This is a genomic window from Pseudomonas sp. 7SR1 (assembly GCF_900156465.1).
Lineage (GTDB): Bacteria > Pseudomonadota > Gammaproteobacteria > Pseudomonadales > Pseudomonadaceae > Aquipseudomonas.
Map to the genome: position 1 here is coordinate 4,800,959 of NZ_LT707064.1, position 24,031 is coordinate 4,824,989.

At 64.2% G+C, this 24,031-nt stretch carries 20 protein-coding genes; 8 read left to right on the forward strand and 12 right to left on the reverse strand.

What is annotated here, in order from left to right; all coding sequences use genetic code 11:
• Window positions 1–28 precede the first annotated feature (28 nt).
• The 5 genes from BW992_RS21210 to pedF all read right to left on the reverse strand — a co-directional run bounded on the left by BW992_RS21210 (window position 29) and on the right by pedF (window position 5,068).
• Complete coding sequence (locus BW992_RS21210; protein WP_076407056.1) at window positions 29–1,804, reverse strand: PQQ-dependent methanol/ethanol family dehydrogenase; 1,776 nt, start codon at window positions 1,802–1,804, stop codon at window positions 29–31.
• A gap of 194 nt (window positions 1,805–1,998) precedes the next feature.
• Complete coding sequence (locus BW992_RS21215; RefSeq protein ID WP_072391465.1) at window positions 1,999–2,928, reverse strand: quinoprotein relay system zinc metallohydrolase 1; 930 nt, start codon at window positions 2,926–2,928, stop codon at window positions 1,999–2,001.
• Window positions 2,929–2,944: 16 nt separating this feature from the next.
• Window positions 2,945–3,715 (reverse strand): quinoprotein dehydrogenase-associated SoxYZ-like carrier, encoded by a 771-nt coding sequence (locus BW992_RS21220; protein WP_072431033.1) that lies wholly within the window; start codon window positions 3,713–3,715, stop codon window positions 2,945–2,947.
• Between the two features lie 10 nt (window positions 3,716–3,725).
• Window positions 3,726–4,601 carry a substrate-binding periplasmic protein gene (locus tag BW992_RS21225; RefSeq protein ID WP_072391463.1) on the reverse strand — a complete coding sequence of 292 codons (876 nt, stop codon included), beginning with the start codon at window positions 4,599–4,601 and terminating at the stop codon, window positions 3,726–3,728.
• A 5-nt stretch (window positions 4,602–4,606) separates the two neighbouring features.
• On the reverse strand, window positions 4,607–5,068 hold the full coding sequence (gene pedF / locus BW992_RS21230; RefSeq protein ID WP_072391462.1) for a cytochrome c-550 PedF: 462 nt from the start codon (window positions 5,066–5,068) through the stop codon (window positions 4,607–4,609).
• A gap of 252 nt (window positions 5,069–5,320) precedes the next feature.
• On the opposite strand from pedF, the gene exaA reads away from it, so the two are divergent.
• Both exaA and BW992_RS21240 read left to right on the forward strand, forming a co-directional pair.
• Window positions 5,321–7,195, forward strand: a complete 1,875-nt coding sequence (exaA, locus tag BW992_RS21235) for a quinoprotein ethanol dehydrogenase (protein ID WP_072391461.1) — start codon at window positions 5,321–5,323, stop codon at window positions 7,193–7,195.
• Window positions 7,196–7,345: 150 nt separating this feature from the next.
• Window positions 7,346–7,990 carry a pentapeptide repeat-containing protein gene (locus BW992_RS21240; RefSeq protein WP_072391458.1) on the forward strand — a complete coding sequence of 215 codons (645 nt, stop codon included), beginning with the start codon at window positions 7,346–7,348 and terminating at the stop codon, window positions 7,988–7,990.
• Window positions 7,991–8,168: 178 nt separating this feature from the next.
• Here the strand turns inward: BW992_RS21240 and BW992_RS21245 are convergent, their stop codons facing one another.
• Entirely contained in the window at window positions 8,169–8,807 is a 639-nt protein-coding gene (locus BW992_RS21245) for a response regulator (RefSeq protein ID WP_076407057.1), read from the reverse strand.
• A complete protein-coding gene (locus BW992_RS21250; protein WP_072431034.1) occupies window positions 8,804–10,063 on the reverse strand; it encodes a sensor histidine kinase in 1,260 nt (419 codons plus the stop codon). Before BW992_RS21250 ends, BW992_RS21245 begins: the two co-directional genes overlap by 4 nt.
• 377 nt (window positions 10,064–10,440) lie before the next feature.
• On the opposite strand from BW992_RS21250, the gene BW992_RS21260 reads away from it, so the two are divergent.
• The 6 genes from BW992_RS21260 to BW992_RS21285 all read left to right on the forward strand — a co-directional run bounded on the left by BW992_RS21260 (window position 10,441) and on the right by BW992_RS21285 (window position 15,631).
• Window positions 10,441–11,607 carry an ABC transporter substrate-binding protein gene (locus BW992_RS21260; RefSeq protein ID WP_072391447.1) on the forward strand — a complete coding sequence of 389 codons (1,167 nt, stop codon included), beginning with the start codon at window positions 10,441–10,443 and terminating at the stop codon, window positions 11,605–11,607.
• 26 nt (window positions 11,608–11,633) lie between these two features.
• On the forward strand, window positions 11,634–12,614 hold the full coding sequence (locus BW992_RS21265) for a YVTN family beta-propeller repeat protein (protein WP_072391444.1): 981 nt from the start codon (window positions 11,634–11,636) through the stop codon (window positions 12,612–12,614).
• Window positions 12,611–13,342 (forward strand): ABC transporter ATP-binding protein, encoded by a 732-nt coding sequence (locus tag BW992_RS21270; protein WP_076407058.1) that lies wholly within the window; start codon window positions 12,611–12,613, stop codon window positions 13,340–13,342. The genes BW992_RS21265 and BW992_RS21270 overlap by 4 nt, the downstream gene beginning before the upstream one ends.
• Complete coding sequence (locus BW992_RS21275) at window positions 13,339–14,130, forward strand: ABC transporter permease (protein WP_076407059.1); 792 nt, start codon at window positions 13,339–13,341, stop codon at window positions 14,128–14,130. The genes BW992_RS21270 and BW992_RS21275 overlap by 4 nt, the downstream gene beginning before the upstream one ends.
• 239 nt (window positions 14,131–14,369) lie before the next feature.
• Complete coding sequence (locus BW992_RS21280) at window positions 14,370–14,903, forward strand: PQQ-dependent catabolism-associated CXXCW motif protein (protein WP_072391434.1); 534 nt, start codon at window positions 14,370–14,372, stop codon at window positions 14,901–14,903.
• Between the two features lie 62 nt (window positions 14,904–14,965).
• Window positions 14,966–15,631: a response regulator transcription factor gene (locus tag BW992_RS21285; RefSeq protein ID WP_076407373.1), complete on the forward strand. Its 666-nt coding sequence runs from the start codon at window positions 14,966–14,968 to the stop codon at window positions 15,629–15,631.
• A 137-nt stretch (window positions 15,632–15,768) separates the two neighbouring features.
• Here the strand turns inward: BW992_RS21285 and nahK are convergent, their stop codons facing one another.
• The 5 genes from nahK to BW992_RS21310 form a co-directional block, all read right to left on the reverse strand.
• Window positions 15,769–18,411: a hybrid sensor histidine kinase/response regulator NahK/ErcS' gene (nahK, locus tag BW992_RS21290; protein WP_231991079.1), complete on the reverse strand. Its 2,643-nt coding sequence runs from the start codon at window positions 18,409–18,411 to the stop codon at window positions 15,769–15,771.
• A complete protein-coding gene (gene nosP / locus BW992_RS21295; protein ID WP_072391428.1) occupies window positions 18,341–19,504 on the reverse strand; it encodes a nitric oxide-sensing protein NosP in 1,164 nt (387 codons plus the stop codon). The genes nahK and nosP overlap by 71 nt, the downstream gene beginning before the upstream one ends.
• Window positions 19,505–19,766: 262 nt before the next feature.
• A complete protein-coding gene (locus BW992_RS21300) occupies window positions 19,767–20,951 on the reverse strand; it encodes a porin (protein ID WP_072391425.1) in 1,185 nt (394 codons plus the stop codon).
• 334 nt (window positions 20,952–21,285) lie between these two features.
• Window positions 21,286–22,560 (reverse strand): glucarate dehydratase family protein, encoded by a 1,275-nt coding sequence (locus BW992_RS21305; RefSeq protein WP_072391422.1) that lies wholly within the window; start codon window positions 22,558–22,560, stop codon window positions 21,286–21,288.
• Entirely contained in the window at window positions 22,557–23,954 is a 1,398-nt protein-coding gene (locus BW992_RS21310) for an MFS transporter (protein WP_072391419.1), read from the reverse strand. Before BW992_RS21310 ends, BW992_RS21305 begins: the two co-directional genes overlap by 4 nt.
• Window positions 23,955–24,031 lie beyond the last annotated feature (77 nt).

Genomic DNA, 24,031 nt, shown 5'->3' on the forward strand with positions numbered 1-24,031 from the left:
CACAGGTTCTGCATTTACCAAGGTTGGCTCAGCGCTTGGCCACCAGGTCCTTCGGCAGCTTGAAGGTCCAGAGCATGCCGCCCTGGTTGAAGTCCTTCACCCGCTTGGCCACTTCGCCGCCCCACAGGGGAACCGCGCCGCCCCAACCGGAAACCACGGACACGTATTGCTCGCCGTCCATCTCCCAGGTGATGGGCGAGCCCAGCACACCGGAACCGGTCTGGAATTCCCAGACCTTTTCCCCGGTCTTGGCGTTGAAGGCCTGCAGGAAACCTTCAGGCGTACCGGTGAAGACCAGGTTGCCCTTGGTGGTCAGCACCCCGCCCCACAGTGGCGCGAAGTTCTTGTGGCGCCACACTTCCTTGCCGGTCTTGGGATCGATGGCACGCAGCACTCCGATATAGTCCTCGTTCAACGGCTTGATGGTGAAACCGGCGCCGAGGAAGGCCGCGCCTTTCTTGTAGGCGATGCCTTCGTTCCAGATGTCCATGCCCCACTCGTTGGACGGTACATAGAACAGCCCGGTGTCCTGGTTGTAGGCCATGGGCATCCAGTTCTTCGCGCCGAGGAAGGCCGGAGCGACGAACACCGAGCTGCCCTTCGCTTCACTGCCCGGCGCCCCCGGACGACTGGCCTCGTTGTAGATCGGCCGCCCGTCCTTGTCCAGGCCGCTGGCCCAGGTGATCTTGTCGACAAACGGGAAGCCACGGATGAACTTGCCGTTGGTGCGGTCCAGCACGTAGAAGAAGCCGTTGCGGTCGGCGGTGGCCGCGGCCTTGATGTCCTTGCCGCCTTCCTTGTAGTTGAACGAGATCAGCTCGTTGACGCCGTCATAGTCCCAGCCATCGTGAGGCGTGCTCTGGAAGTGCCATTTGATGCTGCCATCGTCCGGGTTCAGGGCCAGGCGCGACGAGGAATAGAGGTTGTCGCCAGGGCGCAGGTGGGAGTTCCACGGGGCCGGGTTACCGGTGCCGAACAGCAACAGGTTGGTTTCCGGGTCGTAGTAGCCGCCCAGCCAGGGCGCCGCGCCACCGGTCTTCCAGAGGTCGCCCGGCCAGGTCTTGCCGGCCTCGCCACCGGAAATGCCATTCTCGACCGCCTTGCCGTTCTTGTAGACGTAGCCCATGTGGCCTTCCACGGTCGGACGGGTCCACAGCAGTTCGCCGTTCTTCGGGTCGAAGGCGCTGATCTGGCCCACCACGCCGAACTCGCCACCGGCCACGCCGGTGATCAGCTTGCCATTGACGATCAGCGGAGCGGCGCTGATGGAGTAGCCTTCCTTGTGGTCGGCCACCTTCTTGCTCCACACCACCTTGCCGGTGTCCTTGTTCAGGGCCACGAGCTTGGCATCCAGGGTGCCGAAGAACACCAGGTCACCGTACAGGGCCACGCCACGGTTGATCACATCGCAGCAAGGGCGGATGTCGTCGGGCAGGCGCGCATCGTACTGCCACAGTTTCCGGCCGGTGCGGGCGTCCACTGCGAACACCCGCGAATAGGAACCGGTGAGGTACATCACCCCATCCTTGATCATCGGCTGGGCCTGCTGGCCGCGCTGCTTTTCGCCGCCGAAGGAGAACGCCCAGACCGGACGCAGGTCCTTGACGTTGTCGACATTGAGGGTATCGAGGGGACTGTAGCGCTGACCCTGGACGCCCAGGCCGTTGGTCACGACATGCTGTGGGTTCTTGGGATCCTGGAGGATTTCCTGGTCGGTCACGGCGGCCAGGGCCGAACCGGACAGCAGCATGGCACTGAGCAGCAGGCTGATGGCGAAGGGTTGGCGACGTGCGGGATGAGTCATGACGGCTACCTCTGCGGTTATTGTTATACCCGGGAAATTTTCCCGGTCTGCCGCAGATTCTTGGGCCCGGCGGCGCCGCCAACAATTGCCCGCTGTGTTGAGTTTCCTAGTTCCTTGGTACATGTGGGGCCATTGCCTGTGCCCACAACTCCTGCGACGGGCCCCTCGCCACAGAGGGTTTGTTCAGCCGAGGGTCATCGGGCATCCACCCGCTTCATCCCCGCGCGCTCATAACGCGGATAAAGATGGCTGACACTGCGGATCAGCTCATAACGGGTCAGGCTGATCCCGGCGAATCGCTCGGGGATGGGGCTGCGGATCATCTCGGCCATGTCGTCGCCCCGGGCGGCGCCGTCGCGCATCAGTTGGTCGAGCCAGCCAAGGTAATCGCGCATCTGCGCAAAGGGCCGGAGGTCGCCTGCCACCGGACCATGGCCGGGCACCAGCAGTTTCCAGGGCAAGGCCTGCAAGGTGTCCAGGTCCTTGAGCCAGACCTCCAGCCCCGGGCTGTTGGGGGTGGTCAAGGCTCGCTCGTAGAACACCAGGTCGCCGGCGAACAATACGCCGGTGGTCTCGTCCAGGATCGCCAGGTCGGCCCCGGTGTGCCCGGCCAGTTGCAGAAGGCGCAGGGAATGATCGCCCACCACCAGCCTGCCGGGCTCCAGGACCTGGGTAGGCAATACCACCTCGGTACCGCGCATCCAGTCGCCTACCAGCCGGTACATGTTCTCGGCCATCGCGTCGCCCTGCTGGCGCAATAGCTCCCCAGTCCCCGCCAGGGCGGCGATGGGCACGTCGGTGAACGCCTGGTTGCCCAGGACATGGTCGGGATGATGATGGGTCAGCAGTACGCGAATCACCGGTTTATCCGTGGTCGCCGCGATGGCCCGGCGAAAGGCCTCGCCATAACGCCTGGACGGCCCGGTGTCGATCACCACCACCCCCGCATCGGTCACGATGAAACCGGTGTTGACGATGTTGCCGCCATTGCCCTTGGCAAAATTCTCCGTACTGCCTTCCAGCAGCCAGGTGCCCTCGGCGATCCGCCGGGGCTGGAGGGTATAGTCTGCCCCGGCCCAGGCTGGCCCGTTCAGGCAGATGAAGATCAGCAGCAGCCAACGCATGGCGCGCTCCTTGTGGTCAGGGGATCGCCGCCTCGAACGTGTTGCCGCTGTTGTCGCGCAGCGACAGGCGGGTCTGTCCGGGGCCCTGGATGTCGAAGCCCAGGTTGGGGTTTTCGCTGACCGCCGGGAACAGTTCCAGGCGCGCCAGCACCCGGCCTTCGGCGTCCAGCAGTTGGGCCTGGTCGAGAAAGAATTCCGGGATGCCACTCACCAGGCCGTTGTCCATCGGGTGGGCCACCTGCAGGCGCAGGCGGCTGGTGTCGCCCCGGGGGTAGCGCGCCCCGAGCACTTCGCCCAGGTGTTCCTCCCACCCCGGCTGGGTCCGCACCACACTGGGCGCGGTGCAGCCGCCTCCGGCCGCGTCGATCAGGGTCGAGCCGACGTGCCACAGGCCGTCGCGGGTCTGTACGGCGGCCCGCAGTGGCGTGGCCTGTTCGATACGGATGCGAATCGACAACCAGGGCAGCACCCGCTCTCCCGGTTGGAAATCGACGATCTTCGGCAACGGGTTCAGCTCGGCCCAGGCCAGTATCCGAACCACGTCTGCGGCAAAAGCCCGCGCATCGATTTCCAGCGGTACCTGGCGCGCATCTTCGGCAAAGGGCGGCGCCAGCAGCCGGACCCGGTCATCGAACACGAACGGTGCGTCACCCAGCAATTGCTTGTGATAGAAGGCCCACATCACCGAGGGCACCGGATCCTTGCCGGGCTCGACCGCCGCCTGCGCCATCAACGACAGGCCGCACCACAGCAGGCAACACCCCAAGCGATAAGCAGGCCATTTCATCCTGGTGCTCCTATTGGTACATCTCGGGCACTTCGTAACGCAGGCCGTAATGGGCGTAGACAGCCTTGAGGCTGCCGTCGCGGATCAAGCCTTCCAGTGCTTCTTCCACCGCATAGGCCAACTGGCGATTGCTTTCATGCACCGCCATGCCGATTTCCCAACGCTGCTTGCCCATGTTCGGGTAGGCATTCTCGGCGAGGGCCAGCTGCGGGTCGCGCGCCTGGTGCACTTGCCAGTCCACCTCGCCGCGCATGGCCATGACGGCATCGACCTCCCCGGCGTGCATGGCCTTGAACGCCTGGCCGACACCAGGGTAATGGCGGGTCCTGGCGCTGAGCATGCCGTTGAATACCGAAGTCAGGTAGAACGACGGCACGCTGTCGACTTCGACGCCGATAGGGTGCTGCTGGAATACCGCGACGCTGCCCACCGAGTCCAGCCGACGGCGGTCATAAGCCACCTGCCAACACTCCTGCTGATAGGGTCCGAACATCACCACCTGGGCATTTTCCAACTCACCGACATCGTTACGCCTTTGCACGTAATCGTGATCGTAGGGCACCCGCATCATCAGGTCGGCCAATTGTCGGTCGTGGAGCGGGCTGCTGCGCCAGATGTAATCGCGCAGGTCGTCGTCGAGCTTCTCGCCGGGGGGCGCCCAGATCAGTTTCAGCCGCACACCCAGCGCCTTGGCCAGGGCCTGGGCCAGTTCCACATCGACGCCCCTGGGCTGGCCGTCGTCTTCGAAGCTGTAGGGCGCGAAGTCCTTGTAGACCGCCACCTTCAACTCCCCGGCGGCAATCATCTGGTCAAAGCTGCGCACCTGGGCCTGAACCGCCTGGGCACCCAGCAACACATAGCAGATTACCCAGGCGAACCAGCGCATGGCGGTCACTCCTCGACGTGCACGCTGTCGAGGTAGGTGCGCACCGCCCAGAGCGCTTCCTGGCTCAGGTAGTCGGCCATTTTCGGCATGTAGACCCGGCCATCGCGCACCGCACCGTGGCGCACGCGCTCGACGAACCACTCGTCACCGGCTTCGGCGGCGTCCAGCATGCGCAGGTCGGGTGCGATCCCGCCGGACTTGGCTTCCAGGCCATGGCACGCGGCACAGTTCTGGTTGTACGCCGAAGCGCCGATCTCCACGGCCTTTTCACGTTCGGGAGAATTGCGATAAGGGTTCTGCGAGGCCCAGCCATCGCCGTCCAATGGCAGGTTGGTGTCCTTGATCGGGGTCAGGCCCTTGGTTTCCACTGCCTGGGGCACTACGTTGCCATGGGCCCATGCGGAGCCTGCGCCGGTCAGCCCCATCAGCAATGCGGTAGCGATGATGGCGTTGCGTTTTGTTGTCATTGTTATGCCCTCTGGATTGCACGCCGACCTCTCTGCAGAGGCCGTGCCGTCATCTTAGGAACCGTGCCGCACCAGCCGAATGCTGCTTTGGTGGCCGGGTCCTAGTTCCTTGGTATCGGGTCATCCGACGCAGGTCGCAAAGACAGCCGGTTCAGGAAGTCTTCCCGGCAAGGGCGGGACTTTTTCCGTATCGGCCGGCCCCCGGCGCGACCGAACCTAGTCAGGCCAAAACCTCCACTGGGAACCGCCACCATGACAATAAGAACGCTACCCGCCCTCTCCCCCCTGACCGTGGCCTTGCACGCCTTGCTGCTGGCCGGCAGTCTCTCGTTGAGCCCCATGGCCAGCGCCGCCACGCCGGGAGTCAGCTGGGAGGACATCGCCAACGACCACCTGACCACCCGCGACGTGCTGCAATACGGCATGGGCACCAACGCCCAACGCTGGAGCCCGCTGGCCCAGGTCAATGACAAGAACGTCTTCAAGCTCACGCCCGCCTGGTCCTATTCGTTCGGCGACGAAAAGCAGCGCGGCCAGGAATCCCAGGCCATCGTCAGCGACGGCGTGGTGTACGTCACCGGCTCGTACTCGCGGGTGTTCGCCCTCGACGCCAAGACCGGCAAGCGTCTGTGGACCTACAACCACCGGCTGCCGGACAACATTCGTCCTTGCTGCGACGTGGTCAATCGCGGCGCAGCCATCTATGGCGACAAGATCTACTTCGGTACCCTGGATGCGCGGGTGGTCGCCCTGGACAAGAACACCGGCAAGGTGGTCTGGAACAAGAAGTTCGGTGATCACTCCGCCGGCTACACCATGACCGGCGCCCCGGTGCTGATCAAGGACAAGACCAGCGGCAAGGTGCTGCTGATCCACGGCAGTTCCGGCGATGAGTTCGGCGTGGTCGGGCAATTGTTCGCTCGCGATCCGGACACCGGCGAGGAAGTCTGGATGCGGCCCTTCGTCGAAGGCCACATGGGTCGCCTCAACGGCAAGGACAGCACGCCCACCGGCGATGTGAAGGCCCCATCCTGGCCAGACGACAAGACCACCGAAACCGGCAAGGTCGAGGCCTGGAGCCACGGCGGTGGCGCCCCGTGGCAGAGCGCCAGTTTCGACCCCGAGACCAACACCATCATCGTCGGCGCGGGCAACCCCGGCCCGTGGAACACCTGGGCCCGCACGGCCAAGGACGGCAACCCCCACGACTATGACAGCCTCTACACCTCCGGCCAGGTGGGCGTCGACCCGAGCACCGGCGAAGTGAAATGGTTCTACCAGCACACGCCCAACGATGCCTGGGATTTTTCCGGCAACAACGAGCTGGTGCTGTTCGACTACAAGGACAAGGACGGCAAGGTGATCAAGGCCACCGCCCATGCCGACCGCAACGGTTTCTTCTATGTCGTGGACCGCAACAACGGCAAGCTGCAGAACGCCTTCCCCTTCGTCGACAACATCACCTGGGCCAGCCACATCGACCTCAAGACCGGCCGGCCGGTGGAGAATCCCGGCCAGCGTCCGGCCAAGCCGTTGCCCGGCGAAACCAAGGGCAAGCCGGTGGAAGTCTCGCCGCCGTTCCTGGGCGGCAAGAACTGGAACCCCATGGCCTACAGCCAGGACACAGGACTGTTCTACGTCCCCGGCAACCAGTGGAAGGAGGAATACTGGACCGAGGAAGTGAACTACAAGAAAGGCTCGGCCTACCTGGGCATGGGGTTTCGCATCAAGCGCATGTATGACGATCACGTCGGCAGCCTGCGGGCGATGAACCCCACCACGGGCAAGGTGGTCTGGGAGCACAAGGAGCCGCTGCCGCTGTGGGCCGGCGTGCTCGCCACCAAGGGCAACCTGGTGTTCACCGGCACCGGCGACGGCTTCTTCAAGGCCTTCGATGCCAAGACCGGCAAGGAGCTGTGGAAATTCCAGACCGGCAGCGGCATCGTCTCCCCGCCCATCACCTGGGAGCAGGACGGTGAGCAGTACATCGGCGTGACTGTCGGTTATGGCGGCGCGGTGCCGTTGTGGGGCGGCGACATGGCCGAGCTGACCAAGCCGGTAGCCCAGGGCGGGTCGTTCTGGGTGTTCAAGATTCCGAGTTGGGACAAGGCGACGGCGCAGAAGTAACCCGTCCCCACCTGAACTGCGATCGATATACCAACCCTCTGTGGGAGCGAGCCTGCTCGCGATAGCGCCGCGGCAGTCAACATTACTGCCAGCTCATGCTCCGCCATCGCGGGCAAGCTCGCTCCCACACCGCTCTGCGAGCTAGCCGCCATGAACTACCTGCCTCTTGTACTGCTGCTGATCGCGGCATGTACCAACGCCGACGACCTCGACACCCCGCTCACCCTCAACGGCTGCGTCATTGCCGAAGCCAGCCAATGCCCCGGCGCCAACCTGCGGGGCGCAAGACTGGCGAACCAGGACTTGCGCAAGATGAACCTCAGTGGTGCCGACCTGCGTGACGCCGACCTGCGGCACGCGCGCCTGGACCTGGCGAACCTTGAGAAAGCCCAGCTACAAGGCGCCAACCTGACCCGTGCCAGCCTGCAGCAGAGCAATCTGCGCCTGGCCGATTTCAGCGGCGCCACGCTCAAGGCGATCCAGGGATGGGGGCTGTTCGCCCAGGGTGCGCAGTTCCAGCGTGCAGACCTGACCGGCGCGTATCTTCAGTTCGCCCGCTTGTCCGGCGCTCGCCTGCACGATGCCAACCTGCAAGCCGCCGACCTGGAAATGGCCTGGCTGAGCAAGGCCGACCTCAAGGGCGCCGACCTGCGCGACGCCAATCTGCAGGAGGTCAAGCTGGGAGAAAGCAACCTGGAGCAGGCTGACCTGAGTGGGTCGCGTCAGCATTACGGGAATTTCCAGGACGCCAACATGCAGGGTTGCAAGGGATGCCCGCAATCCTGGGATCGATGAGAGCCCTTCGGCAAACACCTGTGGCAAGGGGATTTATCTCCGTTGGGCTGCGAAGCGGCCCCTGTTCGGTTAACTCGGCGAACCGACTGAAGAGGGACCGCTTCGCAGCCCAGCGGGGCGTTGCGACGTTCCGCCAAATCCCCTCACCACCGTTGACCGTCGCAGTGGAACCCGGGATTCATCCCGCCACCCGCACCACCCCCATATCAATCCCCAAGTGCACCAGCTCGGCATGCGAGCTGACCTGCAACTTGCTTTTGAGCAGCGTGAGATGGTTGGACACCGTCTTGGCGCTGATGCACAGCTGTTCGGCGATGGTGCGCGCAGGCGTGCCTTTGGCGAGCATGACGAAGATCTCCAGCTCTCGTTGGGTCATGCATTGCAGGCGCGGGTCGGCGTCATGCCGGGAGCTGGCGCAGGCCAGTTGTGTCGCCAGGGACTGTTCGATATAGGCATGGCCGGCCAATACCCGTCGCACCGCCTCCACCAGCACCTGGGGCGCCGAGTTCTTGGTCAGGTACCCCGAGGCGCCGGCATCCAGCGCCTGGCGTACCAATGGCAGTTCGTCATGCATGCTGAAAAACAGCACCCGCAGTTGCGGCAGGCGCTGACGCAGGCGCCGGGTGGTTTCCAGCCCGCTGATGCCAGGCAGGCCGAAGTCCATGATCACCAGATGCGGCACCTGCTCCTGCACCTGGCTCAACGCCTCTTCACCGGTGGTCGCTTCCCGAACCAGCAGGTCCGGCATCAAGGCTCGCAAAAGGCTGGCGTAGCCCTGCCGGACCACCGCGTGATCATCCACCAACAAAATGTTCATCGTGCCTCCAGGGGAATATTCAAGGCCAGCGCCCAGCCGGCACCGGGCTGGCAGATGACCCGCAGCTCGCCGCCCAGGCTGCGGGCCCGTTCGCACATCGAATGCAGGCCGACACCCGGTCGGGGCGGCTGCTGTGCCCCTCGGCCGTTGTCCCGCACCAGCAGGCGCAAGCGGCCGGCACGCTGGCCCAGGCGGATCCTTACCCGGGTGGCATTGGCATGGCGGGCGACATTGGTCAGCGCTTCCTGCAACAGGCGATACAGGTGGGTCTTGTCCGAGCCGGACAATGCCGGCAAGGCCCCTTCGATGCGCAAATCACAGGCAATGCCATGGGTGTCGCGGCATTGCCGTGCCAGCAATTCGACGGCTTCTTCCAGCGGCAAGTGCTGCAGCACCACCGGATACAAGTCGTGCACCAAGGCCCGGAAGCCCTGTTGCAGGTGTTCGCAATCCGCTTCGAGCTGACTGACGGTCTGCTCCAGCACCGTCGGCTGGCCGGTGACCAGGCGCAGCAGGCAGGCCCGGGCGCGGATGCCCGTCACATACTGGCCCAGGTCGTCGTGCAGCGCCTGGGCCAGATGCGTACGTTCCTGCTCCTGCACGGCCAGCAGTGCCTGGGTGAGCCGGGTGTTATCGGCCTGGGACTGGGCCAGGGCGGCGGTCATCCGATTGAAGTGCCCCGCCAGTTGCCGCGCCTCCGGTATGCCTTCGGCGGGCAAGTGCACATTCAGGTCGCCGTTGGACACCTGGCGCAACGCCCCCAGCAGTTGGTCGAGCATCGACATGACCCGGCGCACCGCCCAGCGAATCACCAACAGGCTGAGCAACAGGGCCATGGCGCAGACGCCCAGCAGTTGCACCAGTGAATCGAGGATTTCGTCGATTTCGTCCCGCGGATCGACAGCGATCCAGGCCCGCCGCCCATCACGCAGATCCACCACCTGCGGCGCCGGGCCATCGGCGAGCAGTCGATGGCCGAGCCAGGCCTGCAGCCCGCTGTCGGCACCTGCCGGAAATTCTTCCCCTGGTGCCAGCCAGCGTATCCGCACATGCCGCAGGCTGCCGGTCAGGCGTGTCTGCAGGCTGGCCGGGTCGCGCTCGGCGGTTTCCTTGAGGTAATGCACCACCGATTCGGCCGATTGCAGCTCGCGCTTCACATCGGTCATGGCCTGCTGCAGCGACAACAGGGAGCACGCCAGGGTCACCAGGGCGAAAAACACCGTGACCCAGAGATTGATGCGCCAGAGGGCCGACATGACTAGCGTTCCGCCCCGAAGTTGACACCCATACCCTGTGGGAGCGAGCTTGCTCGCGATGACGGCGGCACAGCCAATACCGAGGCCGACTGAACCACCGCTATCGCGAGCAAGCTCGCTCCCACAGGAGGGCCTGGGCGGTGACAGGCTTTGGGACGATCCACCCCGATCAGACTCAGGATCAGCAGAAACGGCAGCAGCAGGGCCTTGAAAATCCGCACGGTCTGTCCACTCCTGGTCGATGACGATTGCCTGCATCCTAAAACCCTGGCGGCGACGGCGAGCTACTACCTTGGTACTGCCCCGGCGGTACTTTCTGCATATTTCCCCATGCCCCCGGCCTTCCTATGCTGGCGCTACCCGCAATGGAGGATGTCATGCGCCGGCTCGTCAGTTACGCCCTGGTTTCACTGCTGGCAGCGGCAACCGCTCACGCGAACGATGCCGCGCCACTGCAAGTGCGCATCGGCTACCTGGGTTATCGCCCCGATCCAGGACCGTTGTTGTCCAATGTGATTACCGAGCCTGCCGACGCCGGGCTGCGCGGCGCCGAGCTGGCGATCGTCGACAGCAACAGTACCGGGCGTTTCCTCAAGCACGATTACCGCCTGCAAAGCGCCAGCGTCGACAGCCCCGAAGCGCTGGTGCAAGCCGCTCGCGCGCAACATGAACAGGGCCTGCGGCTGTTCGTGGTCAACGCCCCGGCCGACAGCCTGCGCCAGCTCAGCGCCGCCCTGCCCGACAGCCTGCTGTTCAATGCCGGCAGTCCCGACGACAGCCTGCGCACCACCGATTGCCTGGGCAACGTGCTGCACAGCCTGCCCGACCGGGCCATGCTCGCCGATGCCCTGGTGCAGTTCAGCGTCGTGCGCAAATGGCAGCGGGCTTTGCTGATCGTCGGCCAGACGCCCGACGACCAGGCCTACGCCGCCGCCCTGCGCCGGGCCATGAAACGCTTCGGCATCAAGACCGTCGCCGAAAAAGCCTGGCAGTTCGATAACGATCAGCGCCGCAGCGCCCAGGCCGATATGCCGTTGTTCACCCAGACCGCCGAATACGACGTGGTGCTGGTGGCGGACGAACGCGGGGATTTCGGCGAATACCTGCCCTACCAGACCTGGTACCCGCGGCCGGTGGCCGGCACCCAGGGGCTGGTGCCCACCGGCTGGCACAAGACCGTGGAAACCTACGGCGCGGCGCAACTGCAGAAGCGCTTCGAGGCCCTGGCCGGCCGCTGGATGAACGACCGTGACTTCGCGGCCTGGATCGCCGTGCGCAGCATCGCCAGCGCGGTGAGCAAGCTGCGCCAGGACGACCCGTCGGCAATCCGCCAACTGGCTCTGAGCGATCAATTGCCGCTGGACGGCTTCAAGGGCCGCAAGCTCAGCTACCGGCCATGGAATGGCCAACTGCGCCAACCGATTCCCCTGGTCCAGCCGCGGGCCCTGGTCAGCACCTCCCCCCAGGACGGCTTCCTGCACCCCTCCAACGAAATGGACAGCCTGGGCTATGACAAACCCGAAGTGAGCTGCCGTTACCCCTGATCGATAACAACAATAAGGAAACCGCCATGCCTCGCCCCTTGCTCCAAGCCTGCCAGGTCCTCACCCTGGGCATGGCGTTGTTCGCCGCCGGTCCCGCCGCCGCGAGCATCGCCTGGGTCTCCAACGAGAAGGACAACAGCCTGAGCCTGATCGACCTGCAGCGCCTGGAGGTCATCGAGACCCTGCCGGTGGGCCAACGTCCACGGGGCCTGTTGCTGTCCCACGACAACCGTCTCCTGTACATCTGCGCCAGCGATTCGGACCGGGTCCAGGTGATGGACGTGGCCACCCGCAAGATCGTCAAGGAGCTGCCCTCCGGCAAGGATCCGGAACAGTTCGCCCTGCATCCCAACGACCGCTGGCTCTACGTCTCCAACGAGGACGACGCCTTGGTGACGGTGATCGACACCCAGACCTCCGAAGTGCTCGGCCAGATCGGCGTGGGCGTCGAGCCGGAGGGCATGGCCGTCAGCCCCGACGGCAAGTGGGCGGTCAACACCAGCGAAACCACCAACATGCTGCACTGGATCGACACCAGCACCCAGACCCTGGCCGACAACACCCTGGTGGACCAGCGGCCGCGTTTCGTCGAGTTCAGCCGCGATGGCTCGCAACTCTGGGCGTCGGCGGAGATCGGCGGCACCCTGACCATCCTTGATGTCGCGACTCGCCAGGTGCTCAAGACCCTGACCTTCCAGATCAAGGGCGTACACCCGGACAAGGTGCAACCGGTGGGCATCAAGCTCAGTGCCGACGGCCAGCTCGCCTTCGTCGCCCTGGGCCCGGCCAACCATGTGGCGGTGATCGACGCCAAGACTTTCGAAGTGCTGGACTACCTGCTGGTGGGCCGCCGGGTCTGGCAACTGGCGTTCACCCCGGACCAACGCCAACTGCTGGCGACCAACGGCGTGAGCGGTGATGTCTCGGTGATCGATGTCCAGAGCCGCAAGGTGCTCAAGTCGGTGAAAGTCGGGCGCTATCCGTGGGGCGTGGTGGTCACGCCATGAACGCCTTGCAGGTCAGTGACCTGAGCTTCGCCTATGGCGCCCGCGAAGCCCTCAGGCAAGTCGGTTTCGCGCTGCCCGCCGGGCAGTTCGCCGCGCTGTTGGGCCCCAACGGAGCTGGCAAGTCGACGCTGATCGCCCTGCTCACGCGCCTCTACGATGTGCAGCGAGGCGAGATCCGTGTCGGCGGCCACTGCTTGCAGGCTTCGCCTCGGGCGGCCTTGCGTCAGTTGGGCGTGGTCTTCCAGCAGAGCACCCTGGACCTGGACCTGAGCGTCGAGCAGAACCTGCGTTATCACGCCGCCCTGCATGGCCTGTCGCGGCGCCAGGGAGGTTCCAGGATCGACGCCGAGCTGGCCCGCCAGGGCCTGGCTGAGCGACGCGACGAACGAGTGCGCAATCTCAATGGCGGTCACCGTCGTCGGGTGGAAATCGCCCGGGCACTGCTCCATGAACCACGCCTGTTGCTGCTGGACGAGCCCAGCGTCGGCCTGGATCCGGGCAGTCGCCAGGCCCTTGGCCTGCATGTCCGGCAACTGTGCAGCGAGCAAGGCATCAGCGTGCTCTGGACCACCCATCTGCTGGATGAAGTGCAGCCCGGCGACGCGCTGCTGATCCTGCATCAAGGCCGCCTCGTCGCCAGTGGCCGAGCCGATGCCGTGAGCCAGGCCCATGGCGGTGACCTGGGCTCGGCCTTTACTTGCCTGACCACGCCGGGAGTTTGCTCATGAATGCGTATTGGCAATGTTTCAGCGGCATCGTGATGCGCGAATGGCTGCGCTTCATGCTGCAACGCACGCGCCTGCTCAGTGCGCTGGTCCGCCCGCTGCTGTGGCTGCTGGTCTTCGCAGCCGGCTTTCGGGCGGCACTGGGCATCGCCATCATCGCCCCCTACGACACCTACATTCCCTATGAGGTGTACATCGTGCCTGGGCTGGCGTGCATGATCCTGTTGTTCAACGGCATGCAAGGCTCGTTGTCGATGGTCTACGACCGGGAGATGGGCAGCATGCGGGTGCTGCTGACCAGCCCCCTGCCCCGGGCATTCCTGCTGGCGAGCAAGCTGGTGGCGACCTCGCTTATCTCATTGCTGCAGGTCTATGCCTTCCTGGCCATTGCCTGGCTGTATGGCGTCCAGCCCCCGGTCGAGGGCCTGCTGCTGGCATTGCCGGCGCTGCTGCTGGTGGCCCTGATGCTCAGCGCCCTGGGCTTGCTGCTGTCCAACGCTATCCGGCAGCTGGAGAACTTCGCCGGGGTCATGAACTTCGTGATCTTCCCGATGTTCTTCCTGTCTTCGGCACTGTATCCGCTATGGAAAATGCTCGAGGCCAGCCCCTGGCTGTACTGGCTCTGCGCGGTGAACCCGTTCACCCACGGGGTGGAACTGGTGCGGTTTGCCTTGTACGGGCAGTTCAACCTGCTGGCAATGGTGGTGTGCCTGGTGCTGACCCTGGTGTTCGCGCTGCTGGCGGTGTGGACGTTCAATCCGCAGCATGCGGCGTTGCGCAAGGCAGGTTAACCGTGCCTGTCCCTCTGTGGGAGCGAGCCTGCTCGCGATAGCGTTGGTTCAGTCGACCTCGGTATTGGCTGTGCCGCCGTCATCGCGAGCAAGCTCGCTCCCACAAGATCCGGTGGCGATCCCCAGCCTGTGACAGGAGCATTTTTACGACTTTAGTACTGGTTTTCCTGTCTATGGTCGCATTCACAAGACCGCGACCCTGGCATGTAATGCACCCATAACAACAAGGATCAATCCCCATGCTCCGTTTGCTGGCAATCGTCTTGCCGTGCCTGTGGCTGAGCGTCGCCCAGGCCGACGACACGCTGTTCTCGCCCCAGGGTTATCGCATCGACCGGTATCGCAGCCCCACGCCCGCCGAGGTCCAAGGCGCGCAGACCATCGATACCCAGGCGTTGCAGCGACTGCTCCAGCAAGCCTCGCCTCCCGTGCTGGTGGACGTCTACCGTCGGCCCTGGGTCCAGGGCCGGTTCATCGACAACGAACCCCACGCCAACCTCCCCGGCAGCCTGTGGCTGGCCAATACCGGCGACGGCCACCTGGATCCGACCTGGCAGGACTACTTCGCTCATTACCTGCGCAAAGCCACCGCCGGGCGCATGGACCAACCGTTGGTCTTTTATTGCCGCTCCGATTGCTGGTTGAGCTGGAACGCGGTAAAACGCGCCGCTGCCATGGGCTATAAGCATCTGTACTGGTATCGCGATGGCCTCGATGCCTGGGAAGCGGCCAACCTGCCCTTGCAGGCCGCCCGACCCGAACCTTTTCCCTGATGCACAAGTGCGAGTCAAAAGCGTGCTGCAACTGCCCCACAACAATAACGAGGTGAATGGCCATGTATAAAATCCTGATAGCCGACGATCACCCACTGTTTCGCGAAGCCATCCACAACGTTATCAGCGACGGCTTCCCTGGCAGCGAAGTCATGGAAACCGCCGACCTGGACAGTGCCCTGGCACTGACCCACGAGCACGACGACCTGGACCTGATCCTGCTGGACCTGAACATGCCCGGCATGCACGGCCTCAATGGCCTGATCAACCTGCGCAACGAGGCGCCGACGATCCCCGTGGTGATCGTTTCCGCCGAACAGGACAAGCAGATCGTCCTGCAGACCATCACCTACGGTGCGGTGGGGTTCATTACCAAATCCTCGCCACGTTCGCAGATGACCGACGCCATCGAACAGATCCTCAACGGCAACGTGTACCTGCCACCGGACATCATCCGCACCCAGAAGAACCCGGTAGGCCGGCGCCTGAGCGAAACCCCGGCGTTCCCGCCCGAACTGCTCCAGGCCCTGACCCGCAAGCAGCTGCTGGTACTCGAGCGCATGACCAAGGGTGAGTCGAACAAACAGATCGCCTACACCCTGGACATCGCCGAGACCACGGTCAAGGCCCACGTCTCGGCCATCCTGCGCAAGCTCAATGTGCACAACCGGGTGCAGGCGATCCTCAGTGCCGGGGATATCGATTTCGGGGCTTATCTGCGGCGTTGACACACATCCCTGTGGCGAGGGGATTAGCGAAACGTAGCACCGCCCCGCTGGGGCGCGAAGCGGCCCTGAAAACTGACAACCGGGGTCTGCCAGGCAGACCCGGGGGGAACAATCCCCTCGCCGCAACAGCGTTCGGCTCAATGGTTGCGGGGCTGACCCAACAAATGACTCATCGCCGTCTTGAGCTTCATCGGCCGCACCGGCTTGTGCATCAAGGTGTGGCCGCGCTCACGGATCTGCTGCTTGAGCTCGTTGCTGTAGTTGGCGGTGATCAACATGGCCGGGATCGCCGAAGCCCGTTGAGCGTTGATACGGGCCACCGCGTCGACGCCGTTCTGATCGTTGTCCAGGTGATAGTCGGCGATCAACAGGTCCACCTCGGCGTGGGCGCAGTCCACCTGGCCCGCCAGGTCCTGCTCCGACAGCGCGGTCACCACCTGGCACCCCCATCCTTGCAATAGCGTGCGCATGCCGGCGCAAATGGCCGCGTCGTTGTCCAGCACCCAGATCCGCGCGCCGCGCAAGCGTTCGAGCATGGGTTCGCTCATGTCCAGGCAGGGCTGCGGCGTGGGCGCGGTGGCGCTCAGAGGCACGTCGATGGAGAACATCGAGCCCTTGCCCGGCCACGAACGCACCTGGATCCGGTGCCCGAGGATACCGGCGATCTTTTCGACGATCGCCAGCCCCAGGCCCAGGCCGCGGTCCTGGTCCGGGCGCTGCACATCGCCGCGCTTGAACTCCTGGAAGATTTCCTCCAGGCGTTCCTCGGCGATGCCGATGCCGCTGTCCCAGACCTGGATCGAGACCTGCCGTCGATGCCGTCGGCACCCCAGCACCACCCGGCCGCTGGGGGTATAGCGGATGGCATTGCTCAACAGGTTGCGCAGGATCCGCGCGAGCAACTGCATGTCGCTGCGCACCAGGACCGAACACGGTACGAAGCGCAGCCCCAGCCCTTCGCTACGGGCCACCTGGGCGTATTCGGCGGCGAGGTTGTCGAGCAGCTCGCTGAGGGCGAACGGGGCGACATCCGCCTTGATCACCCCGGCGTCCAGCTTGGAGATATCCACCAGGGTGCCCAGCAGGTTTTCCACGTCCTGCAGAGAATTGCTGACGTTGCGCACCAACTGCGCGTTCGCCACCGGCTCGCGGCGTTCGAGCAAGGCGCTGGTGAACAATCGCGCGGCATTGAGGGGCTGCAGCAAATCGTGGCTGACCGCCGCGAGGAATTTGGTTTTCGACAGGTTGGCCTGCTCGGCTTCGCGCTTGGCCTCGCGCAAGCGCACCTCCACCCGACTGCGCTCGTCGATTTCCCGCAACAGTTGGTCATTGAGGGTGGTCAGTTCGGCGGTGCGCTCCTGCACCCGTTGCTCCAGGTTCTGATAGGCCTGGTGCAGCGCCTCGGCGGTGCGCCGCCGCTCGGTGATGTCGCGGATCAGCACGAAGATCCCCACCACTTCGCCGTTGGCCAACCGGTTCGGCACGTAGGAGCGCAGCATGTAGCGCTCCTGGTTGTTGATGTTGGTCTCGGCGAATTCGAACGTTACGCTCTCCCCCGCCAAGGCCCGGGCCACATAGGCCTCCAGGCGCTGGTAATGCTGCTCGCTGTGGGCCTCGCGCAGGCTCTGGCCGAGCATCACGCCCCGGGGCCAGCAGTACCATTGCTCGTAGACCTTGTTGGTGAACTCATAGACCAGGTCGGCATTGAGGTAGGCGATCAACGCCGGGACATGGTCGGTGATCAGACGGATCCAGCGCTCGCTTTCACTCAGCGCCTCGGCATGCTGGTAACGCTCGGTGATGTCGGTGAAGGTATTGACGTAGCCGCCGGTGGGCAGCGGATGGGTACGGATCTCCAGGACCCGGCCATCGGACAGGCGTTGCTCGCACTCGTGGATCAACCGACCGTTGCCGTCGCGGCTGGCGGGGGTCAGCAGTTGCAGTTCGCTGTCGGCGATCACCTCGTTGAACGGCCTGTGGGCGGCTACCGGGGCCAGGCCGCTGAGTTCCAGGAAACGCCGGTTCCACAGTTCCAGCACGCCTTGGGCGTTGACCATCGCCACGCCCTGGGACAGGTTGTCCACCGCCCGCTGCAACAGATGGGACTTCTGCGCCACGGCCTGTTCGCGACGCACGGTTTCGCTGAGCTTGACGTCGGTGATATCGGTGAACAGTATCACCCGCCCGCCTTCCTGGGTCGGCCGTTCGCTGACCTGCAACCAGCGCCCGTTCTGCAGCCGGTAGAGCACATGCTCGTCATCCTGCCCGCGGGTTTCCTCGCTGAACAGGCCGTTGGCGGTCATCAGGCGCTTGACCTCGCCAAGACGCATCCCGGCGATGATCCTCACCCGGCTGTGGGCCCAGAACGCCTTGAAGCGGCTGTTGAACAGGACGATGCGCTGCTGTTCGTCGAACAGCACGAAGGCATCGGAAATGCTCTCGATGGCGTCGATCAGGTGCCGATGGGCCATCTCCGCGCGCAACCTTGCCTCGCCCAGCAAGTGATTACCGGCCTTGAGCTCGGCCATGGCCTGGTTCAGGGCGTCGGTGCGTTCGCGAACCTGCTCGGCCAGGACCACCGAATGCTGGAACGCCGCATACGGGTCGCTGCCTCGGGTCACACCGGACTCCACGCGCTCGATCAGGGCATCGTTGATACGCCGCAACTTGCGGTTTTCGTGCTGCAGCTTGGCGAGCTGCGCCTGCAGCTCAGCGATGGCCGGGGACGCGATGTCGGGCAATGGCAACTCCGGTGAAGGTCTGGTTGATATGCATGCCATTGAACTGTTCTCCATAGGTGTTGAAGCCCATCACCCGTTGTTCACGCAGGAACTGCCCGATCGGCTCCAGGCCGCCACGATCCTCCAGCTCCAGGCGCCGGAGGAAGCAATCGCAGCCGATGGTCAGCAAGAGGTCGCCGAGGCGCGACTTAAGGCCGTCGAACAGGTCTTGCAGGTTGTCCAGCAGAGGCCCCGGGGTCATGGCCGTCAGGACGATGCCGTTCTCCACCGCGCAGTAAAAACTCAGGCTCAGGTCCGGATGCACCTGCTGGATGGCGCGCACGTAGTACTGGTCGTTGATGCGCACCGCCAGCGGATGGGCGGCGAACACCCGGTAATCGAGGGCGCCGACCGGCACGCCGATGTGCCGGGCGTATTCCTCGGCGGCGGGTTCGGCGTTGAGCTCATAGACCCGCCGGGAAGCGCTGTCGGCGCCGGTCACCACCAGTTTCTCCTGGCGGGGCAGGATGTGATGAGTGGTGAACACTTCGAACTCCAGCCAGGTGTTGACCAGCACCACCACGGCGGCGCCGCTGTGGAACTGGCCTTCGAAGTACACGTGGGTGTGGGTGAGGTAATTGTCGTCTCCGGCCGAGCCGCCGAAATGCGGGATGTCTCCCAGGGCCGCACTCAACGCCGCCAGCACCATTTCCTCGCGGCTCGACAGGCCATCGAGCAAGGTCAGCGCGAAGCTGTGGCCCTTGATCGGCGCCAGGGCATTGCTGCGACAACCGCCAGCCAGTCGTTCGACCATCTGCTGGGCGTCGATCAGGCTGAAATGCTCCATTTCGCCGATCAACTCGGCGGCGATGGAAAAGTGCCGGTGGTCGAAGCCCACCGCTGTCACGCAGTTGCGCCCGTAGCCCAGGGACGTGATCTCCCCGGCGCTGGTGCACCCCACCAGGCGAATGCCACCGAAACTGCGCGAAAGCGCCTGGCCGAGGGCCGGCAGATCGTATTCGGCTGAACAGAAGAACAGTACGAACCCCAGATAGGGATGCAGCAACTGCCGCGCCAGCTCCTGGGCCACTTGCTGGACGTCCGTTGCCTGGGACATTGCGCTGACCACGCCTTCGTTCCGGGCCTGTGGCATCTTCGCCTCCGACGGGTGCGTGATAGGAGTCTTGAGTGTACGAAGCCGCGCCAGGGCGACGAATGCTACTTGGGTAGCGGGTGCACGCTTCCATGGGAGGAGAACGGTGGCGGTCCCGACCGCGATGCGCACGGTGGGACCGCCACGAAACTGGCTCGATGACTGATCGCTCCCACGCTCCGCGTGGGAGCGATCATGACCTCAGTGTCTCAGGCGCATCGTACAGCCCCGCGGGGTGTGCTTTTCGCCCGGCGAATCGGTGTCACCAGGTCAACACAGCGCCCACCGCAAAGGTATCGGTGTCCTCGTTCTGGGCGCTGGTGTCGTGGCCATTGATTTCGAACTGGTTGTACTCGGCCACGAGCTTGAGGTTGTCGTTGATGTCGTGGAACAAGGCGATGCCACGGGTTTCGTAATCGGCGCCGCTGCCCACCACCCCGTTGCCGTCGTCATCGGTCTTGCCATAGGACAGCGCCAGGCGATTCTTGCCCAGCTTGTACGAGCCCTGCAGCAGGTAGCCCTTGCTGTCGACATTGCGCAACGTGGCTTCGCCCGCGTTGTTGGTGAAGAACGGGTTGATGCCCTTGGCCTGGAATCCGGAGCCGGTGAGCGACAGCCCGCCCATCTTGGCCTGCACGCCATAGCCCAACCCCTTGGAAGTCACGGACTCGACGGTGGTATCGGTGTTGTCCGAGGTCTGGTAGCTGCCGTTGAGCCAGCTGTAGATCTTGGCTCCGGCGAGGTCGAACTGGTAGGTGATCTCGCTCTCGGTGCGTGGGTTTTCCTGGTAGGCCTTGCCGGTGGCGCTGTTGTCGTTGGTGTCCACCGGGTCCATGATCCCCACCGCCATGCGCAGTCCGTCCACCACCGGCGTGCGATAGGTGATCTGCGAGGTGGGGAACGGATAGGGATAGCCGCTGCCGATGTTGCCGAACGACACGCCACCACCGTCCACCAGGCCCAGGGTATCGCTGACCTGGCCGTAGCCGGCCAACAGCTCGTCCAGCAGGATGTTGGAACGGGCGAACAGGCCGAAGTCCTTGCCGATCAATACCTCGCCCCACTCCGGGTTGGCCACGGTGCCGTAGAACTGGCGCACGTCGATGGCGGTGTCGGTGCCGTTGGTTTCGCTGTCGTTGATGGTCACCCAGAACGATGCGCGGGCGCCTAGCTTGAGGTCATCGACCTGCTTGCCCATGTTGAAGCCCAGATAGTTGGGCAAGAACCCCATCTTGACCCGCGACTGACGACGGTCGAATTGCTCGCCGGCACGATCCACGTCGCTGTTGACGTAGAAAGCATTGATATAGCCGTCGGTGGAAAAAGTGGTCTGGTCCTTGTCGTACAGCATGATTTCAGCCTGGGCCCACGGCGTCAGGCCGAGGGTCGAAAGGCCGGCGATCACCGCAGGCAAAAAACGGTGGCGGGTATTGTTATTGTTGTGCATGGCGCGCTCCGCAACAGGGGACAGGATGTCGGAGGCGATTATCGAAAGGCTGCAGGCCCCGCCATACGCTGCCTTGGGGGCAATTGGCGAGTGCTTTGGAAGCGCCGGGCTGGCGCGGCATTTTGGATGTAAGACGGCGAGGCTGACGGGCGCGGCAGTTTGGGCGTAAGACTGCGTTGTCGGCGGGCGCGGTACTTTGGGTGTGGGCCACTGGATGGCCTGGGAGGGTATAAGGTGGGTGCTCAATACCACCGACCTTGTGGTGAGGAGATTTATCCCCTCACCACAAGGGCCTGCTTTCGCTGGCCTGCGCGGCAGGCCCGCCGCCGTCGCCTCAGAACCTCGGCTTGACGATTTTCCAGTCCGGCCGGTAGCGCTGCATCTGCCGCACATCGTCACGCTGACGAATGCCGCAACGCAGGTACTGTTCATGCAGCAGGCCCAACTGGTCTCGGTCCAGCTCCAGCCCGAGCCCCGGCGCCCGGGTAATTTTCACGCAGCCATCGACGATGGGCAGCTTGCCGCCCTGGATGACTTCTTCGTCCGGCTCCTGCCATGGGTAATGGGTGTCGCAGGCGTAGTCCAGGTTCGGCACCGCTGCCGCCACGTGGGCCATGGCCATGAGGCTGATGCCCAGGTGCGAATTCGAATGCATCGACACCCCAAGGCCGAAGGTGGCGCACATCTTCGCCAGCACCTGGGTGTCGCGCAGCCCGCCCCAGTAATGGTGATCGGCCAGGACGATCTGCACGCTGTCCTGGGCGATGCTGCGACGCAGCTCGTCGAAGTCGGTGACCACCATGTTGGTGGCCAGGGGCAGCCCCGTGCGCCTGTGCAGTTCGGCCATCCCCGCCAGCCCTGGCGTCGGGTCTTCGTAATATTGCAGGTCATCGCCCAGTAACTCGGCCATGCGAATGGAAGTCTCCAGCGACCAGTTGCCATTGGGGTCGATGCGCAAGGGATAACCGGGAAACGCCTGCTTCAACGCCTTGATGCACGACACTTCATGCTCCGGCTCCAGGGCACCGGCCTTGAGCTTGATGCTCTTGAAGCCGTAGTCCTGGATCATGCGCCGGGCCTGGGCGACGATCTGCCGTTCATCCAGGGCTTCACCCCAGCTGTCCGGCGGGTACGGTGAATCGATGTGCTCGGCATACTTGAAGAACAGGTAGGCACTGAACGGCACTTGATCGCGAATCGCCCCGCCCAGCAGGTCCACCAACGGTACGTTCAGGTAACGGGCCTGAAGATCCAGGCACGCCACCTCGAAGGCCGAATAGGCATTGCTCACTGCCTTGCTGGCGTGGGATCCCGGCGCCAGCTCCGCCCCCGCGACGCTCGCCGGGCGGTGGGCCGCCACGGTGGCCTGGACAATGGCCCTCAGCTGATTGAGGTTGAACGGATCCAGGCCGATCAGCTGGCTTTGCAGCTGTTGCTGGATCGCCAGAGCCGGCGCATCGCCGTAACTTTCTCCCAGGCCGATGTAGCCGTTGTCGCTCTCGATTTCGATGATCGAGCGCAGCGCGTAGGGTTCGTGGATGCCGCTGGCGTTGAGCAGCGGCGGATCACGGAAGGCGATGGGTGTGACGGTGACGCGTTTGATCTTCATACAGCGGCTCCCGATGGGCCAGGGTTCAGGGCTTGTGATTTTTCCGATGAGTCGGCGTGGGTCGCTGCTTCGGGCCGACCGGACAACGAGTCAGGCTTGTCCCGACGCGGCGCGGTGCGGGCGAAAAAGATCACCACGGCCGCCACGAGCGAGGTGATGGCCAGCCCGTACAGGCCGCCTTCGATGGAACCGGTGGTCTGTTCCAGGAAGCCGAAGGCCGTGGGCGCGACGAAACCGCCGAGGTTGCCGATGGAGTTGATGAGGGCGATCACCGCCGCTGCGATGCGCGCGTCCAGGTAGCCCTGGGGGATGGGCCAGAACAGTGCCGAGGCCGCCTTGAAACCGATGGCCGCGAAGCAGATCGCGACGAAGGCGAACACCGGACCGCCGGTGGTGGACATGAACATGCCGAAGGCAGCGATCACCAGGGTCACCGCGACCCAGGCCTGCTGGAACTTCCAGCGGCTGGCCAAGGCGGCGAAGCCATACATCGCCACGATGGAAATGATCCACGGGATGGAGTTGAGCAGGCCCACCTGGAAATCCCCCAGGCCGCCCATTTTCTTGATCATGCTCGGCAGCCAGAAGGTGGCGCCGTAGATGGTCAGGGCGATGGAAAAGTAGATGAAACAGAACAGCGCGATCTGGCGGTCGGCGAGCAACTTGAACACCGACGGCTTGATGACCTGGGCGGCTTCCCTGGCACGTTGCTCCTCGGCAATGGCGGCGATCAGCACGGTCTTCTCTTCAGCGGTCAGCCACTTGGCCTGGCTGGGGTGCGATTGCAACCAGAACCAGACAAACCCGCACAGGGCGATGGAGGCGAAACCTTCGATCAGGAACATCCATTGCCAGCCATGCAGGCCCATGCCGCTGATGTGCAGCAAGGCACCGGACACCGGTCCGGAAATCACCGAGGCGATGGCCGAGCCGCTGAGGAAGATCGCCATGGCCTTGCCGCGTTCGTTGGCGGGCAGCCATTGGGTGAAGTAGTAGATGATGCCGGGGAAGAACCCTGCTTCCGCCGCGCCGAGGATGAAACGCAAGACATAGAAACTGGTTTCGCCGCGCACGAAGGCCATGGCCATCGCCGCCGCGCCCCAGGTGAACATGATCCGGGTCAGCCAGGCCCGGGCGCCGTAACGTTGCAGCAGCATGTTGGATGGCACTTCGAACAGCGCATAGCCGACGAAGAACAGCCCGGCGCCCAGGCCATAGGCAGCGGCGCCGATGCCCAGGTCGGTTTCCAGGTGGCTGCGCACGAAGCCGATGTTGACCCGGTCGATGTAGTTGACGATGAACATCACCACCACCAGGGGCAGGACATGACGTTTGACCTTGGCGGCAGCGACCGCGAGGGTGCTGTCATGCGTGGAGTCCGACAGGTTGTTCAAGGGAGCCTCCCATTCATTGTTTTTGTGGAGAACGGCCCGATGATGGACGGCTGGTATTGTTCCCGTCTAATCTAACT